This is a genomic window from Pseudomonas sp. G3-39 (assembly GCF_054790485.1).
In genome coordinates this window covers 1,305,192-1,322,188 of sequence record NZ_CP186497.1, presented here as the reverse complement: position 1 = coordinate 1,322,188, position 16,997 = coordinate 1,305,192, and the positions used below count along the sequence as shown (strand labels likewise).

12 protein-coding genes are annotated in these 16,997 nt (G+C 60.3%); 9 read left to right on the top strand and 3 right to left on the bottom strand.

The genetic code is table 11. The features are described from left to right. Positions 1-178: 178 nt before the first annotated feature. Positions 179-3,025, top strand: a complete 2,847-nt coding sequence (gene rapA / locus ACOYXG_RS05945; protein WP_460356454.1) for an RNA polymerase-associated protein RapA — start codon at positions 179-181, stop codon at positions 3,023-3,025. Positions 3,026-3,197: 172 nt separating this feature from the next. Here the strand turns inward: rapA and ACOYXG_RS05940 are convergent, their stop codons facing one another. Further along, positions 3,198-4,547 (bottom strand): spinster family MFS transporter, encoded by a 1,350-nt coding sequence (locus ACOYXG_RS05940; protein WP_460356451.1) that lies wholly within the window; start codon positions 4,545-4,547, stop codon positions 3,198-3,200. 301 nt (positions 4,548-4,848) lie between these two features. On the opposite strand from ACOYXG_RS05940, the gene ACOYXG_RS05935 reads away from it, so the two are divergent. Together ACOYXG_RS05935 and ACOYXG_RS05930 are read left to right on the top strand one after the other, a co-directional pair. Continuing rightward, positions 4,849-5,217, top strand: coding sequence for a YkgJ family cysteine cluster protein (locus ACOYXG_RS05935; RefSeq protein WP_098967577.1), 369 nt, complete (start codon positions 4,849-4,851; stop codon positions 5,215-5,217). 148 nt (positions 5,218-5,365) lie between these two features. After that, a complete protein-coding gene (locus tag ACOYXG_RS05930; protein WP_460356448.1) occupies positions 5,366-7,648 on the top strand; it encodes a putative bifunctional diguanylate cyclase/phosphodiesterase in 2,283 nt (760 codons plus the stop codon). On the opposite strand, the gene ACOYXG_RS05925 is transcribed toward ACOYXG_RS05930, so the two are convergent. Then, complete coding sequence (locus ACOYXG_RS05925; RefSeq protein WP_177408940.1) at positions 7,539-8,435, bottom strand: NAD(P)-dependent oxidoreductase; 897 nt, start codon at positions 8,433-8,435, stop codon at positions 7,539-7,541. The two genes, ACOYXG_RS05930 and ACOYXG_RS05925, sit on opposite strands and share 110 nt — an antisense overlap. A 195-nt stretch (positions 8,436-8,630) precedes the next feature. Between ACOYXG_RS05925 and ACOYXG_RS05920 the strand changes: the two genes are divergently transcribed. After that, complete coding sequence (locus ACOYXG_RS05920) at positions 8,631-10,829, top strand: hypothetical protein (RefSeq protein WP_460356445.1); 2,199 nt, start codon at positions 8,631-8,633, stop codon at positions 10,827-10,829. 319 nt (positions 10,830-11,148) lie between these two features. On the opposite strand, the gene ACOYXG_RS05915 is transcribed toward ACOYXG_RS05920, so the two are convergent. After that, positions 11,149-11,454, bottom strand: a complete 306-nt coding sequence (locus tag ACOYXG_RS05915) for a DUF2288 domain-containing protein (RefSeq protein WP_460356442.1) — start codon at positions 11,452-11,454, stop codon at positions 11,149-11,151. A 351-nt stretch (positions 11,455-11,805) separates the two neighbouring features. Here ACOYXG_RS05915 and ACOYXG_RS05910 point away from each other — a divergent pair, with 351 nt between their 5' ends. From ACOYXG_RS05910 to ACOYXG_RS05890, 5 genes are all read left to right on the top strand, one after another. Then, on the top strand, positions 11,806-12,933 hold the full coding sequence (locus ACOYXG_RS05910) for a branched-chain amino acid ABC transporter substrate-binding protein (RefSeq protein WP_098967574.1): 1,128 nt from the start codon (positions 11,806-11,808) through the stop codon (positions 12,931-12,933). 230 nt (positions 12,934-13,163) lie between these two features. Continuing rightward, a complete protein-coding gene (gene livH / locus ACOYXG_RS05905; protein WP_027614381.1) occupies positions 13,164-14,087 on the top strand; it encodes a high-affinity branched-chain amino acid ABC transporter permease LivH in 924 nt (307 codons plus the stop codon). Beyond that, on the top strand, positions 14,084-15,340 hold the full coding sequence (locus ACOYXG_RS05900; RefSeq protein ID WP_096797533.1) for a high-affinity branched-chain amino acid ABC transporter permease LivM: 1,257 nt from the start codon (positions 14,084-14,086) through the stop codon (positions 15,338-15,340). Before livH ends, ACOYXG_RS05900 begins: the two co-directional genes overlap by 4 nt. After that, positions 15,337-16,104 (top strand): high-affinity branched-chain amino acid ABC transporter ATP-binding protein LivG, encoded by a 768-nt coding sequence (gene livG, locus ACOYXG_RS05895; protein WP_007969480.1) that lies wholly within the window; start codon positions 15,337-15,339, stop codon positions 16,102-16,104. The genes ACOYXG_RS05900 and livG overlap by 4 nt, the downstream gene beginning before the upstream one ends. After that, complete coding sequence (locus ACOYXG_RS05890; protein ID WP_003222380.1) at positions 16,105-16,806, top strand: ABC transporter ATP-binding protein; 702 nt, start codon at positions 16,105-16,107, stop codon at positions 16,804-16,806. Positions 16,807-16,997: the final 191 nt, after the last annotated feature.

The following is a 16,997-nucleotide window of genomic DNA, read 5'->3' as shown; positions in this document are numbered from 1 at the left end:
TTTGGCACCTGTAGGAGCTGCCGCAGGCTGCGATCTTTAATGGAACACCGTAGAACGCAAGCGTTCCCGAAGATCGAAAGATCGCAGCCTTCGGCAGCTCCTACACTCGTAAACCTTTGGTCTGGAGGCCTGCATTCCGTTAAGATAGCCCGCTTTTTCAAGGTGGGAGTCAGGCAGCATGGCGCAGCAGTATCAACCGGGGCAACGCTGGATCAGTGACAGCGAAGCAGAGCTTGGTTTAGGCACCGTTCTGGCACAGGACGGCCGCTTGTTGACCGTGCTTTACCCGGCCACTGGCGAAACCCGCCAGTACGCGCTACGGAATGCGCCCCTCACCCGCGTGCGGTTCTCGCCGGGTGACACCATTACTCACTTCGAAGGCTGGAAGATGACCGTGCGCGAAGTCGACGACGTCGACGGGCTGATGGTCTATCACGGTCTCAACGGGCAGAACGAAGCCGTTACCCTGCCGGAAACCCAGCTGTCGAACTTCATTCAGTTCCGTCTGGCCAGCGACCGTCTGTTCGCCGGGCAGATCGACCCGCTGTCGTGGTTCTCCCTGCGCTACAACACCCTGGAACACACCAGCCGCCAGTTGCAGTCTTCGCTCTGGGGCCTGGGCGGCGTGCGTGCGCAACCGATCGCGCACCAACTGCACATCGCCCGTGAAGTCGCCGACCGTATCGCGCCGCGGGTTCTGCTGGCGGACGAAGTGGGTCTGGGTAAAACCATCGAAGCCGGTCTGGTGATCCATCGCCAACTGCTCTCGGGCCGCGCCAACCGAGTGCTGATCCTGGTGCCGGAAAACCTGCAGCACCAGTGGCTGGTGGAAATGCGCCGCCGCTTCAACCTGCAGGTCGCGCTGTTCGACGAAGAACGCTTCATCGAAAGCGATGCCACCAACCCGTTCGAAGACACCCAGCTGGCATTGGTTGCCCTGGAGTGGCTGGTCGAAGACGAGAAGGCGCAGGACGCCTTGTTCGCCGCCGGCTGGGATCTGATGGTGGTCGACGAAGCCCACCACCTGGTGTGGCACGAAGACAAGGCCAGCCCCGAGTACTCGCTGGTCGAACAATTGGCTGAAGTGATTCCCGGCGTGCTGCTGCTCACCGCGACCCCGGAACAACTCGGTCAGGACAGCCACTTCGCCCGTCTGCGCCTGCTCGACCCGAACCGTTTCCATGACCTGGCCGCGTTCCGCGCCGAGAGCGAGAACTATCGCCCGGTGGCCGAAGCCGTTCAGGAACTGCTCGACAAAGGGCGCCTGTCGCCTGCAGCACACAAGACCATCCACGGTTTCCTCGGCAACGAAGGCGAAGCCTTGCTGACCGCGGTCAACGATGGCGATAGCGAAGCCAGCGCGCGTCTGGTGCGCGAGCTGCTCGACCGCCACGGCACCGGCCGCGTGCTGTTCCGTAACACCCGCGCCGCGGTGCAGGGTTTCCCCGAGCGCAAACTGCACCCGTACCCGCTGCCATGCCCGGACGAATACCTCGAACTGCCGCTGGGTGATCACGCCGAGCTGTACCCGGAAGTCAGCTTCCAGGCCCAGCCGGACGCCAGCGAAGAAGAGCGCTGGTGGAAATTCGACCCGCGCGTCGAGTGGCTGATTGATCAGCTGAAAATGCTCAAGCGCACCAAAGTGCTGGTGATCTGCGCCCACGCCGAAACCGCGATGGACCTGGAAGACGCGCTGCGCGTGCGTTCCGGCATCCCGGCCACGGTGTTCCATGAAGGCATGAACATCCTTGAGCGTGACCGCGCCGCCGCCTACTTTGCCGACGAAGAGTTCGGCGCGCAGGTGCTGATCTGCTCGGAAATCGGCAGTGAAGGTCGCAACTTCCAGTTCGCTCACCACCTGGTGCTGTTCGATCTGCCGTCGCACCCGGACCTGCTTGAGCAGCGTATCGGTCGTCTCGACCGGATCGGCCAGAAGCACATCATCGAACTGCACGTGCCGTACCTGGAAACCAGCCCGCAAGAGCGCCTGTTCCAGTGGTACCACGAAGCGCTGAACGCGTTCCTCAACACCTGCCCGACCGGCAACGCCTTGCAGCATCAGTTCGGCCCGCGCCTGCTGCCGCTGCTTGAAGAAGCCGACGACGGTGAGTGGCAAGCGCTGATCGACGAAGCGCGCACCGAGCGCGAGCGTCTGGAAGCCGAGCTGCACACCGGCCGCGACCGTCTGCTGGAGCTGAACTCCGGCGGTTCGGGCGAAGGCGATCAGTTGGTCGAGGACATCCTTGAGCAAGACGATCAGTTCGCCCTGCCGATCTATATGGAAACCCTGTTCGACGCGTTCGGCATCGACAGCGAAGACCATTCGGAAAACGCCCTGATCCTCAAGCCGAGCGAGAAGATGCTCGACGCCAGCTTCCCGCTGGGCGATGACGAAGGCGTGACCATCACCTACGACCGCAACCAGGCGCTGTCGCGCGAAGACATGCAGTTCATCACCTGGGAACACCCGATGGTGCAGGGCGGCATGGACCTGGTGCTGTCCGGCTCGATGGGCAACACCGCCGTCGCACTGATCAAGAACAAGGCACTGAAACCGGGCACGGTGTTGCTGGAACTGCTCTACGTCAGCGAAGTGGTTGCACCGCGCTCACTGCAACTGGGCCGCTACCTGCCACCGGCCGCCCTGCGCTGCCTGTTCGACGCCAACGGCAACGATCTGTCGGCCCGCGTCTCGTTCGAAACCTTGAACGATCAACTGGAAAGCGTGCCACGCGCCAGCGCCAACAAGTTCATCCAGGCCCAGCGCGATCAGCTGACGCCACGGATCAACGCCGGTGAAGACAAGATCACCCCGCGTCACGCCGAGCGCGTGGCCGAGGCCCGTCGTCGTCTCGCGGCGGACACCGACGAAGAACTGGCGCGCCTGACCGCGTTGCAAGCGGTCAACCCGACTGTACGCGACAGCGAACTGGATGCGTTGCGCAAGCAGCGTGAACTGGGTCTGGCGATGCTGGATAAAGCGGCATTGCGTCTGGAAGCGATACGGGTGTTGGTGGCGGGTTAAGCCGCCCTGCTCCAGCGTTGAAAACAACAAGGCCCGCAGTGATGCGGGCCTTTTTGTTTGTCTGTTATTTATCCGGTGATGCTACTGGCCCTTTCGCGAGCAGGCTCGCTCCCACAGGGATTGTGTTCACGCTGGAGATCCAATGTGGGAGCGAGCCTGCTCGCGAAGGCGGTTATGCAGTCGCCACAGAAACATCAGGCTCAACCACAGCCACCAACCCCTCCCTCATCCGCTGCGCATCGCGCACAAAACACCGCGCCGCCAGAAACAGAAACACCATGGTGAAGAACAGCGCCACCGGAATCAGGTACATCGCGTCATGCAGCCCCACAGCCTTGAACGCCTCAGTCATCTGCTCGGCCCCCGCCGAGAGCATCGCCGATTTGGCGAAATGGTCGGACAAGGCCCCCACCACCACTGGCCCCAAGCCGCCGCCGAGCAGGTACAGCCCGGCAAAGAACAGCGCCATCGCCGTGGCCCGCAGGCGTGGTTCGACCACGTCCTGAATCGCCGTGTACACGCAGGTGTAGAAGTTATAGGCAAACAGCCAGCCGACACTGAACACCGCGACGAACACGCCGATCTCGACCCGTCCGGCGTGCAGCGCCCACGCGGTGCACAGGGTCGAGATGATCAGGCTGAAGCCGGCAAACAGCAGCCGGCCGTTGGCGACTCGTTGATGAATCTTGTCAGCGATCCAGCCGCCGAGGGTCAGACCGATCAACCCGGTGACGCCGACGATCACGCCGGTCGCCACCGCCGCCTCCTGCAACGGCATCAGGAAGTAGCGCTGCAGCATCGGCACCAGAAACGAGTTGCAGGCATAGGTGGCGAAGTTGAAGCACAAACCGGCCATCACCAGCCACAGGAATGTCGGCACCGCCAGCACCCGGCGGATAGGCTTGTCGACTCTCTCTTGGGACACCTGCACGGTTTCCGCCGCGCCGCGTTTGGGTTCCTTGATGAAGAACATGAACACCGCGAGGATCAGCCCCGGCACCGCCGCGATAAAGAACGGCGCGCGCCAGCTGTCGAAGGCCTTGACCATCGCGCCGATGGTGAAGAACGCCAGCAGCAGGCCCAACGGCAAGCCGAGCATGAAAATACCCGTGGCCCGCGCCCGACGGTGCGCCGGGAACAGGTCACCGATCAACGAGTTGGCGGCCGGCGCGTAACTGGCCTCGCCAATGCCGATGCCCATGCGCACCAGCAGAAAACTCCAGAAACTGCCGACCAGCCCGTTGACCGCAGTCAGCGCGCTCCAGGTCGCCAGGCCCCAGCCCATCAATTTGCTGCGCGAACCGGTATCGGCCATGCGCCCCAGCGGCAGGCCGGCGATCGCATAAACCAGGGTGAACGCGGTGCCGACGATTCCCAGTTGAAAATCGCTGAGGTGCCATTCCATGCGGATCGGCTCGATGATGATCGCCGGAATGGTGCGGTCGAAGAAATTGAACAGGTTGGCAAGGAACAACAGGAACAGAATGCGCCAGGCATTCGCCGCTTGGGTCGAGTTCTGCATGGGTCCGTCTCTTTATTGTTATGTGGGCTTCACTGCCGACGCATCCGAGCCCGGAACCTGCAATCTAGACAGGCCTGCCGGGGCTGTCTGTGATCATTCGTCAGCCTGATAACGGGCCATGGCACTGTAACGAAACGTAAGCCCTTGATAACACTGAAATCCCCCATAAACCGGGGGTTTCGCGGCAAAACCCGGCTACAAAAAAATACTTTCGCGCCCCCCTTCCCAAGTTCATGGCGAAGCCTAGAATAGCCGCCGGATCCGTCCGGATTCGCCGATCAACCCCTTTGATACCCTCCCCATGTCCGAAGTCAGTCCGTGTCTGAATTGCGGTGCCTGCTGTTCCCATTTTCGCGTGTCTTTTTTCTGGGGTGAATGCGCCTCCTCCGGCGGTACGGTGCCCGATGAACTGGTGACGCAGATCAGTCCCAGTCGGGTAGCGATGAACGGCACCGACTGCAAATCGCCGCGGTGTACGGCGTTGATCGGTGAAGTGGGCAGTAACGTGCAGTGCTCGATTTACGAGCAACGCTCCAGTCCCTGCCGCGAATTCGATGCTTCCTGGGAATACGGCGAACAGAATGTCGATTGCGACAAGGCGCGCGCCCGCTTCGGCTTGCCGCCGCTCGAACCGGAATGGAATCAGATCCCTTACGACCAAAGCGCCTGATGGTTTAGCGCCAATCGCTATAAGGCTCATGCCGAAATGGTTGGCGCCAATGTGCCACTACCGCTTGCATGGCAAAAACCGCCTCTATACTCCTCTCATTCGCCTGCGTTGCTGACGCAGCAGGGACGACTTCAGAGACGGGGATGCTATGGAGTGGCTTGGTTTGCAGTTTGTTACCGAGCTGCCGCAGAGCGGGCAGGTCATTCTCGATTGCACACACAATCCCTTGCTGGTGCTGGTGGCCTATCTGGTCGCCTGCGCCGCGAGTTTTGCCACCCTCGACATGGCCGAGCGGGTTGGCCACGCCGAAGATCCGGGTTCGCAACGGGTCTGGCGCTGGATCGGCGCCACCTGCCTGGCTGGCGGCATCTGGGCCATGCACTTCATCGCCATGCTGGCATTCCAGGCGCCGCTGGAAATCCATTACGAACTGGCCACCACTCTGTTTTCCCTGGTGATCGCCCTGCTCGCCTCATGGCTGGCGATGCACACCCTGAGCGTGCCTCAACCCTCGCTGATGCAATACCTGAAAACCGCCATCGTCATTGGCCTGGGCATCGCCGGCATGCATTACGTCGGCATGGCGGCGATGCACTCGGTGGCCACTGCGTATTACCAGCCGCTGCTGTTCTGCCTGTCGATCGTGATTGCCATCGGCGCCAGCTTCGCCGCGCTGTGGGTCGCCGGTTATCTGCGTGAAGGCAGCGGCCGTTTTCATCAGTTGCTCAAATACACCGCCGCAGTGATCCTCGGCGCCGGCATCATCAGCATGCACTTCACCGGCATGGCCGCGTTGAATCTGGTGGTGCCCGAGGGGGCAGCACCGACCCTGAGCGGCGAAACCAATTACCTGCAACTGGGCCTGACCGTCGCATTGATCATCCTGCTGATTCTCGGCAGCGCGATCAGCGCGGCACTGGCCGACAAGAAACTGCAAAGCAAGGAACACGATCTGCGCCGGGTCAACGCCCTGCTCGGCCAGCTCGATCAGGCGCGGATGTCATTGCAGCAAGTGGCCAATTACGACGCGCTGACCAACCTGATCAACCGCCGCGGTTTCAACCAGCTTTTCGCCGAGAAACTCAACCAGAAAACCAGCGAGGGCGGCATGCTCGCGGTGATGTTTCTCGACATCGACCACTTCAAGCGAATCAACGACAGCCTCGGCCATGACGCCGGCGACGCCCTGCTCAAAGTCATCGCCAATCACATCAAAGGCTCGGTGCGCAGCCATGAAGACGTGGTCGCCCGCTTCGGCGGTGACGAGTTCTGCATCCTGATCAGCCTGCGTGAACGTGAGGAAGCGCGCAACATGGCGCAACGGATCATGCTGAAAATGAAGGAGCCGATCGAACTGGCCGGCCGCCGTATGGTGATGACCACCAGCATCGGCATCAGCCTGTTCCCCGACGACGGCACCACCTGCGAAGAACTGCTCAAGCACGCGGATCTGGCGCTGTATCAATCCAAGGGCGCCGGGCGTAACGGCCTGCATTTTTTCAGTGCCAAAATGAAGACCCGCGCCAGCCTCGAACTGCAACTGGAAGAAGAACTGCGCCAGGCCCTGCGCGAAGAAAACGGGCTGACGCTGTATTACCAACCGATCTTCGAACTGAAAACCGGTCGAGTGACCAAACTCGAAGCGCTGATCCGCTGGCAGCATCCGGTGCATGGCTTGCTGGCCCCGGATCGCTTCATCGCGATTGCCGAAACCAATGGCCTGATCGCCGAACTGGATAACTGGGTGTTGCGCCGGGCCTGCACTGACCTTGGCGAACTGACGCGGCATGGCTGCAACGACCTGAAAATCGCCTGGAACTGCTCGCCGCTCAACCTTGCCCGGGAAGAGCTGGCCGATGAGATCGAAAGCGCACTGCGCAGCGCTGGCGTTGCGCCGGAACGGCTGGAACTGGAAGTCACCGAAAACGCGCTGATGGGCAACATCGCCAACACCCTGGTGCTGCTGCGGCAGATCCGCGCCCTCGGGGTGTCGCTGTCGATCGACGACTTCGGCACTGGCTATTCGTCGCTGGCCTACCTCAAGCGCCTGCCGCTCAATACGCTGAAAATCGACCGTTCGTTCATCCTCGACATTCCCACGGCGACCGCCGACATGGAGATCGTCCAGGCGATCATCGTCATGGCCCACACCCTGCATTTGCAGGTGGTGACCGAAGGCGTGGAGAGCCTGGAACAGTACGAATTCCTCGAGCGCTCAGGCTGCGATTTCATTCAGGGCTACCTGCTCAGCCGCCCGGTGCCGCTGGACGAGTTACGCCCGGTGCTGGAAGAAATCAATCAGCGCAAACACTCGCATGCAGTCAATCCGTTGAGTCTGGCGCGCGGTACATTTGTACCAGTGTCGCTGGATCCTTCTGCAAAAAGCCCTGCGCCCCATGCAGGCGCATCAATTGTGCGGCCAATCCGCTGATCGGCGTGGCCGAGCCTTGTTCGCGGGAGAATTTCACTGCGGTATCGAGGTCCTTGAGCAGCGTGCGCACGTGCCATTTCACCGGTTCAAAACGGCTCTCGGCCATTTGCGGGGCGAGGATCTGCAACGGTTTCGAATCGGCAAAACCACCGGCCAGCGCTTCGGCAATCAGGCTCGCATCGACTCCGGCCTGTTCGGCCAGCGCCACTACTTCGGCGATCACCAGCGCATTACAGGCGACGATCATCTGGTTGCAAGCCTTGGTGACCTGCCCGGCGCCGATGCCACCCATGTGCGTGACCCGTTGACCAAGGTTGAGCAGCACCGGGTGCACCCGCTCCAGATCCGCCACCGCGCCGCCGACCATGATCGCCAGACTGCCGGCCTCGGCACCCACCACGCCGCCGGACACCGGTGAGTCGAGCCAGCTCATCCCGGTCTTGTCGGCCAACTCGGTTGCCATCTCGCGGGTAGCGGTCGGTTCGAGGCTGGAAAAGTCCACCAGCAACTGGCCGCTTTTCGCACCTTCAGCGACACCCCCGGCGCCAAACACCACCTCGCGCACCACCGCCGTGTCGGCCAGACAGAGCATCACCACGTCCGCGTGTTCGCACAGTTCAGCGGGGCTTGCCACCTGCCGGGCGCCGGCTTCGACCAGTGGCGCGCACTTGGCCGGGTTGCGATTCCACACGGTCAACGGGTAGCCGGCAGCCAGCAAACGGCGGCACATCGGCAGGCCCATCAGGCCGATTCCGGCAAAACCCAACGAAGGGAGCGTTGACATCATTTCGCCTCTTTTTGATTAAAGATCACTGAATAATGGCCGATTCATGAGCGATCAGGAAAGGATTCCCCCGTGCGACGATCAGGCCAAGCCCCTGACGCCCGGGCCAAATTCGCGCAATAAAAGACGCGAGATCTTATTCCGTGAGGCTCGCTGACACTGGTCAGCGGACCAACCAGTCCAGGTATATGGCGCACAATGACTTCTAAAAACAATCCCGCCACTGCGGTATCCGATCTGCCCCTGAGCCCTGCCGCAAACAGCCCGTCATCATCGAAGCCATTGCCTCCCTCGCGCCCGCTGGGCACTCAGCAATATCTGTACTACACCGAAACCAACACCGACCGCATCCTCGACAACCTCGATGGCCTGCGTGATCTGGTGTTCCCGCGTCCACCGCACCTGGAAGGCGACAACGAACAGCACAACGATCAGGAGTTTCCGTCGGTGTGCCTGATCGGCCTCGGTCGCTGCGGCTCGAACATCGCCCTCGATGTCGCGGAGCTGGTGTACAACGCGCGCAAGTTCTACCTCAACGAATTCAACAACGAAGACCGCGCTGCTGACCGCCGTCTGGCCGACAAGGGCTACAGCCCGGCGCAGTGGATCAAAAACAACCTGCGCATCGGCCCGAACAAGTCGAGCAAACCGGTGTTCCTCGTCGAACCGCTGGTGATGCTGGGCGACCTCGACAAGGACATCGCCGGGCGCATCCGTTTCTCGCGCAAGGGCGAGAAAAGCGGCTTCCTGCGCGATTACAGCAAAATGAAGATCATGGACTTGTCCGAAGTCCACGCCGGTGGCGCCGGTAACGCGCCGATCCTCGGCCAGTATCTGGCGAAGATCATCCTCAACAAGGACACCCAGCGCTTCTCCAGCCCTGACTGGAAAATGATCCACTCGTACCTGATCGACAGCTGCGGCATCAAGGCCAACCAGTCGCGCCTGTACTTCTCGATCTTCAGTGCCGGCGGCGGTACCGGTTCGGGCATGGCCTCGGAATTCGGCCTGGCCCAGCAGCACTCGTACATGAACAAGACGTTCGACACCAAGCCGATGGACGAACACGACGGCAAGAGCGGACATTCGTTCGTGTTCGAGCCGATCTTCACCAGCGGCATCTGCGTGCTGCCGAACATTTCCGATCACCGCAGTGAAATGTCCGAGGCGCTGCACATCAACGCCGGACGCCTGCTGTGCAAATACCTGTCGGAGGAATGGGATTTCTCCTACAACTTCGCCAATGAAGACAGCAGCGAAGCCAGCGTCATGGGCCGTATCCGCCCATGGAACGCGATGATGCTGATCTCCAACGACATCATGCGTTACGCCGAAGAGAGCGATGACGGCAACATCCAGAACATTGATGTCAATGCGATGGAAAAGCACGCCAACCAGTACATCTCGCAGCAGATCTTCAACATTCTGACGGCGCAGGCGGTGACCACCGACTACGACCAGAACTACTTCCGCCGCGCCGGCATCGACATCGGCGAAACCATTCGCCTGGATGCCAACGACCTGTTCATGAGTCTGGCCGGCCCGGTGGCGATTGCCTACGCCGAATCGGTGGTGCCGGAAACCCCGCCGCCGAGCAGCGACAAGTTCAAGGTGTTCGACAAAGAGCCGCAGCGTCTGAACATCGACGACCTGTTCTTCCGTTCGATCGACCTGCCGCACTTCAATAAAGTCACCCAGGCCATCGAAGGCATCAGCCTGCTGCCGATCGAATCCAAGCGCTATCGCGCCTCGCTGGAGCAGTACAAGAATTCCGGCTACGACGCCGCCGCGCTGCACGACCTGCACTTCTTCAAGAACTGCTCGTCGGTGGTGTCGATCGTCTCGTTGCCCAAAGACTACAAGCTGTCGTACATGGACCTGAACCGGTTGAAGACCCACCTCAACAGCCTGTTCCCCAACACCACGCTCAAGCGCTATGCGCTGGTGATCGGTGCCTCGGCCAACCTGTCGCTGACCACCCTGATCGCCAAGAGCCCGTGCCTGTCGGACGACTTCCTGACGTTGATCGTGGCGTTCATCAAGCGCTGCTTCGCCAAGACCCCGTACCGTTTCGACGAGACTCTGGACAACTCGATCCTCGACTTCATCATCAATGAAGACTTCGACGAAGACCGCATCGACGATCTGCTCAACGAGTTCGAGAACCCGGCGAAGATCCTCGACACCAACTGGTACGCGATCAAGCCGATGTACGAGAAGAAGTACCGCGAGCTGATCAACGACAAGGACAAGTTCGTCTCGATCAACGACATTCGCCTGTCGCGCGATTGCGTGAAGAAGTCGATCAAGTACCTGCGCGAGATCTACCGTCACCGGATCGGCAAGACCAAGGTTATTTCCCTGAATAACCATACGGGCAAGACTTACTCGGTCTAATGTCAGACCGAGTCGCCCCAATCGCTGGCAAGCCAGCTCCCACAGGGTCTGCGTGAACACAACTATTTGTGAACACCACAAAGCCTGTGGGAGCTGGCTTGCCAGCGATGGGGCCGGCAAATTCTCTGAAGATTTCACTCATTCCATAATCCAGAAACAATTAAGCAGCCCTCAGGCTGCTCAATAAACTGTTCCCGTTACGTTTACGTCACCGTTATGCCACCCACGCTTGTGGCCTTTCTCTACGGCACCGTGCCATCACGCTACTCGGCTACACACTTTTCGCTGCTGGTCAGGCGCACCATAAAGGTGCTCAGTCTCAGATGACCGCCCTTTCCTGGATCAGAATCCACGGACTTACCACCACCGCCCATAGCTGCGGATCACGCTCGAAAATATCCAGCGCCCGCGTTTCAGACAGCTTGGCGACCTTGTCTTCGGCCAGCCAGGCGGCGACTTTCGCACCATCATCCGAAGCCACGGCCTCGGCGGCGGCGATCAAATCCAGAGCCGGGTCGACCCACAATAGGGCACCCTTGGCGAAGAACGGCTCCAGCTCTTTCCAGGTAATAGATGCGGTTTCACCAAGCAGCTTGGCATAGAGGGTGCTAGGTTCTTGATTCATGGGACTGTCCGGAAAAGAAATCGACGCGAATGATAACGTCGGTGGTCCGGCAGAAAAACCCGGTTGCAAATGGCTTCACCGAACGAAAAGAGCAGGAACGCCAAGGAATGCTGGTGTTTGGGATATATGCCCGCGAAAGCCCCGCCGCAATTCTGTCTTTTTCATTCAAAAATGCGACACCCCCAAGTTTTGTCCCTCGGCGCCTGCTTCCCAGGCCAACAACCGGCGCTCTACACTGTACCGGTACAGTTGCCGGGGGCATTTCCGGAGGGTATCGCAAAGATATCTGACCCGGTTCTGCTGCTACGGCGCCAGAACTCAAAAAAATTACAACAGTAAGAGTGGAGCACTATGACTAAGGCTACTAAGCAGATTTCCAAACTGTTTGCCGCTATGGTTCTGGCCGGGGTTGCCAGCCATTCGTTCGCCGCTGACACCATCAAGATCGGTATCGCCGGCCCTAAAACCGGTCCTGTAGCCCAATACGGCGACATGCAGTTCAGTGGCGCGAAAATGGCCATCGAGCAGATCAACGCCAAGGGCGGCGTCGACGGCAAGAAACTCGAAGCCGTTGAATACGATGACGCGTGCGATCCGAAACAAGCGGTAGCGGTGGCGAACAAGGTCGTCAACGACGGCGTCAAGTTCGTGGTCGGTCACCTGTGCTCCAGCTCCACTCAGCCTGCTTCGGACATCTACGAAGACGAAGGCGTCGTGATGATCACCCCGGCTGCCACCAGCCCGGACATCACCGCCCGTGGTTACAAAATGGTCTTCCGCACCATCGGTCTGGACAGCGCCCAGGGCCCTGCCGCCGGTAACTACATCGCCGACCACGTGAAGCCGAAAATCGTCGCCGTACTGCACGACAAGCAGCAATACGGTGAAGGCATCGCCACCGCAGTCAAAGCGACCCTGGAGAAGAAAGGCGTGAAAGTCGCCGTGTTCGAAGGCGTCAACGCCGGCGACAAGGACTTCTCCTCGATGATCGCCAAGCTCAAGCAAGCCAACGTCGACTTCGTCTACTACGGCGGCTACCACCCGGAGCTGGGTCTGATCCTGCGTCAATCCCAGGAAAAAGGCCTGAAAGCCAAGTTCATGGGTCCGGAAGGCGTGGGTAACGACTCCATTTCGCAGATCGCCAAGGACGCCTCCGAAGGCCTGCTGGTGACCCTGCCGAAATCCTTCGACCAGGATCCGGCCAACGTTGCCCTGGCTGATGCCTTCAAGGCGAAGAAAGAAGACCCGAGCGGCCCGTTCGTGTTCCCTTCCTACTCGGCGGTTGAAGTGATTGCCGGCGGTATCACCGCAGCCAAATCCGAAGACCCTGCCAAAGTGGCCGAAGCCATCCACGCCGGCACCTTCAAGACCCCTACCGGCGACCTGAGCTTCGACGCCAAGGGTGACCTGAAGGACTTCAAATTTGTGGTTTACGAGTGGCACTTCGGCAAACCGAAAACTGAAGTTTCGCCTCAGTAAGGCGCGCCCTGACTGACTGCCAATAAAGCCCACGGCGTGCCGTGGGCTTTGTTTTACGAATGTATGGGCCGCGCTGGCGTGATCCGCCAGTCTCCCCACCTGAAAATCTCAAAACCGTCATCAGCGGTTCGCTGGCAAAACCCGGATTCGAAGTGGATAAAGATCCACGGGGCCGGGCGGGAAAATGACTCCACCAGTGAAATGCGTATCAGGTTTTTAGGAGCGTTGTAATGCCTGACATCTATCACTTCTTCCAACAGCTGGTTAATGGCCTGACCATTGGCAGCACGTATGCCCTGATCGCCATCGGCTATACGATGGTTTACGGCATCATTGGAATGATCAACTTCGCCCACGGCGAGGTGTACATGATCGGTTCCTACGTGGCGTTCATCGCCATCGCCGGGCTGGCCATGATGGGAATCGACAACGTCCCGCTGTTGATGACCGCCGCGTTCATCGCGAGCATCGTCGTCACCAGTTCCTACGGTTACAGCATCGAACGGATCGCCTACCGCCCCCTGCGCGGCAGCAACCGTCTGATCCCGCTGATTTCCGCGATCGGTATGTCGATCTTCCTGCAGAACACGGTTCTGCTCGCGCAAGACTCCAAGGACAAATCCATCCCCAACCTGATCCCCGGCAACTTCTCCATCGGGCCAGGTGGCGCACATGAAGTGCTGATTTCCTACATGCAAATCGTGGTGTTCGTGGTGACCCTGGTCGCCATGCTCGGCCTCACGCTGTTCATCTCCCGCTCTCGCCTGGGTCGCGCCTGCCGTGCCTGCGCCGAAGACATCAAGATGGCCAACCTGCTGGGCATCAACACCAACAACATCATCGCCCTGACCTTCGTCATCGGTGCCGCGCTGGCAGCCGTTGCGGCTGTGCTGCTGAGCATGCAGTACGGCGTGATCAACCCCAACGCCGGTTTCCTCGTCGGCCTCAAGGCCTTCACCGCTGCGGTACTCGGCGGGATCGGCAGCATCCCCGGCGCCATGCTCGGCGGGCTGGTGCTTGGGGTGGCGGAAGCCTTTGGCGCCGATATCTTCGGCGACCAGTACAAGGACGTCGTGGCTTTCGGCTTGTTGGTTCTGGTGCTGTTGTTCCGTCCGACCGGCATTCTGGGCCGTCCGGAGGTTGAGAAGGTATGACTAAAAATCTTAAGCAAGCACTCTTCAGTGCGCTCTTGGTTTGGGCGGTTGCGTATCCGGTACTCGGTCTGAAACTGACCATCGTCGGCATCAACCTCGAAGTGCACGGCACCAGCCCGGCCATTCTGGCGACCATCGCCGTGTGCTCGGTGCTGATGTTCCTGCGGGTGCTGTTCAACCAGCAGATCAGCAAGGCGTGGAAATCCTCGCCGGGCCTGCCGTTGATCCCGGCCAAGGCCAGCAACTTCCTGACCCTGCCGACCACGCAACGCTACATCATCATTGCGCTGATCCTCGGTGCACTGGTGTGGCCGTTCTTCGGCTCCCGCGGAGCGGTGGACATCGCCACGCTGATCCTGATCTACGTGATGCTCGGCCTCGGTCTGAACATCGTCGTCGGTCTGGCCGGTCTGCTTGACCTGGGTTACGTCGGCTTCTACGCCGTCGGCGCCTACAGCTACGCGCTGCTGTCGCACTACTACGGCCTGAGTTTCTGGATCTGCCTGCCGATTGCCGGCCTGATGGCGGCGACGTTCGGCTTCCTGCTGGGCTTCCCGGTGTTGCGTCTGCGCGGTGACTATCTGGCGATCGTGACCTTGGGTTTCGGCGAAATCATTCGTCTGTTCCTGCGTAACCTGACCGACATCACTGGTGGCCCGAACGGCATCAGCAACATCGAGAAACCGACGTTCTTCGGCCTGACCTTCGAACGTAAAGCGGCGGAAGGCATGCAAACCTTCCACGAATATTTCGGCCTCGAATACAACTCGATCAACAAGGTGATCTTCCTCTACCTGGTGGCCCTGTTGCTGGCACTGGCAGCGCTGTTCATCATCAACCGCCTGCTGCGCATGCCGATCGGCCGTGCGTGGGAAGCGCTGCGTGAAGATGAAATCGCCTGCCGTGCACTGGGTCTGAATCCGACGATCATCAAGCTGTCGGCGTTCACCCTGGGTGCGAGCTTCGCCGGTTTCGCCGGTAGCTTCTTCGCTGCCCGTCAGGGTCTGGTGACGCCGGAATCGTTCACCTTCATCGAGTCGGCGATCATCCTCGCCATCGTCGTGCTGGGTGGCATGGGCTCGCAGCTGGGCGTGATTCTCGCGGCCGTGGTGATGATCCTGTTGCCGGAAATGATGCGTGAGTTCAGCGAATACCGGATGTTGATGTTCGGTGCGCTGATGGTGTTGATGATGATCTGGCGTCCACAAGGTCTGCTGCCGATGCAACGCCCACACATGGAGTTGCGAAAATGAGCCGCGAGATCCTTAAAGTCGAAAACCTGAGCATGCGCTTCGGCGGCTTGCTGGCGGTCAATGGCGTGGCCCTGACCGTCAAGGAAAAACAAGTGGTGGCGCTGATCGGGCCGAACGGCGCGGGCAAGACCACCGTGTTCAACTGCCTGACCGGTTTCTACCAGCCCTCGGGCGGCAGCATCCTGCTGGACGGCGAGCCGATCCAGGGCCTGCCGGGGCACAAGATCGCCCTCAAGGGCGTGGTGCGCACCTTCCAGAACGTGCGGTTGTTCAAGGACATGACGGCGGTCGAGAACCTGTTGATCGCCCAGCACCGTCACCTGAACACCAATTTCCTGTCCGGCCTGTTCAAGACCCCGGCGTTCCGCAAGAGCGAACGCGAGGCCATGGAATACGCCGAATACTGGCTGGAAAAGGTCAACCTGAAAGAGTTCGCCAACCGTACCGCCGGTACCCTGGCCTACGGTCAGCAACGACGTCTGGAAATCGCCCGCTGCATGATGACCCGTCCGCGGATCCTCATGCTCGACGAACCGGCCGCCGGTCTGAACCCGAAGGAAACCGAAGACCTCAAGGCGCTGATCAGCGTGCTGCGTGAAGAGCACAATGTCACTGTGCTGCTGATCGAACACGACATGAAACTGGTCATGAGCATTTCCGACCACATCGTCGTGATCAACCAGGGCACACCGCTGGCTGACGGTACGCCGGAACAGATCCGCGACAATCCTGAAGTGATCAAAGCCTACCTGGGGGAAGCGTAAATGCTGCAGTTCGAAAACGTTTCCACCTTCTACGGCAAGATCCAGGCCCTGCACAGCGTCAACGTCGAAGTCCGCCAGGGCGAGATCGTGACCCTGATCGGTGCCAACGGTGCCGGCAAGTCCACGCTGCTGATGACGCTCTGCGGTTCGCCGCAGGCGCACAGCGGCAGCATCCGCTACATGGGTGAGGAGCTGGTCGGCCAGGACTCGTCGCAGATCATGCGCAAGAGCATCGCCGTGGTGCCGGAAGGTCGTCGGGTGTTTGCCCGGCTGACCGTCGAAGAGAACCTGTCGATGGGCGGCTTCTTCACCGACAAGGGCGACTATCAGGAGCAGATGGACAAGGTCCTCGGCCTGTTCCCGCGCCTGAAAGAACGCTTCAACCAGCGCGGCGGCACCATGTCCGGCGGCGAACAGCAGATGCTTGCCATCGGCCGGGCGCTGATGAGCAAGCCAAAACTGCTGCTGCTCGACGAGCCGTCGCTGGGCCTGGCGCCGATCATCATCCAGCAGATCTTCGACATCATCGAACAGCTGCGCAAGGACGGCGTGACGGTGTTCCTGGTCGAGCAGAACGCCAACCAGGCGCTGAAAATCGCTGACCGTGCGTACGTTCTGGAGAACGGCCGCGTGGTCATGCAAGGCACCGGTGAAGCGCTGCTGACCGACCCGAAGGTGCGCGAGGCGTACCTCGGCGGTTGACCCTTTTCGCTGAACAGAAAAACGGCCTTCGGGCCGTTTTTTTGTGCCTGGCAGATAGATTGAATCCAACACAGATCCCCTGTGGGAGCGGGCTTGCTCGCGAAGGCGTAGTGTCAGACGCCATTGATGTTTGATGACACATCGCCTTCGCGAGCAAGCCCGCTCCCACACTGGATTGCCGTGTTCGAAGA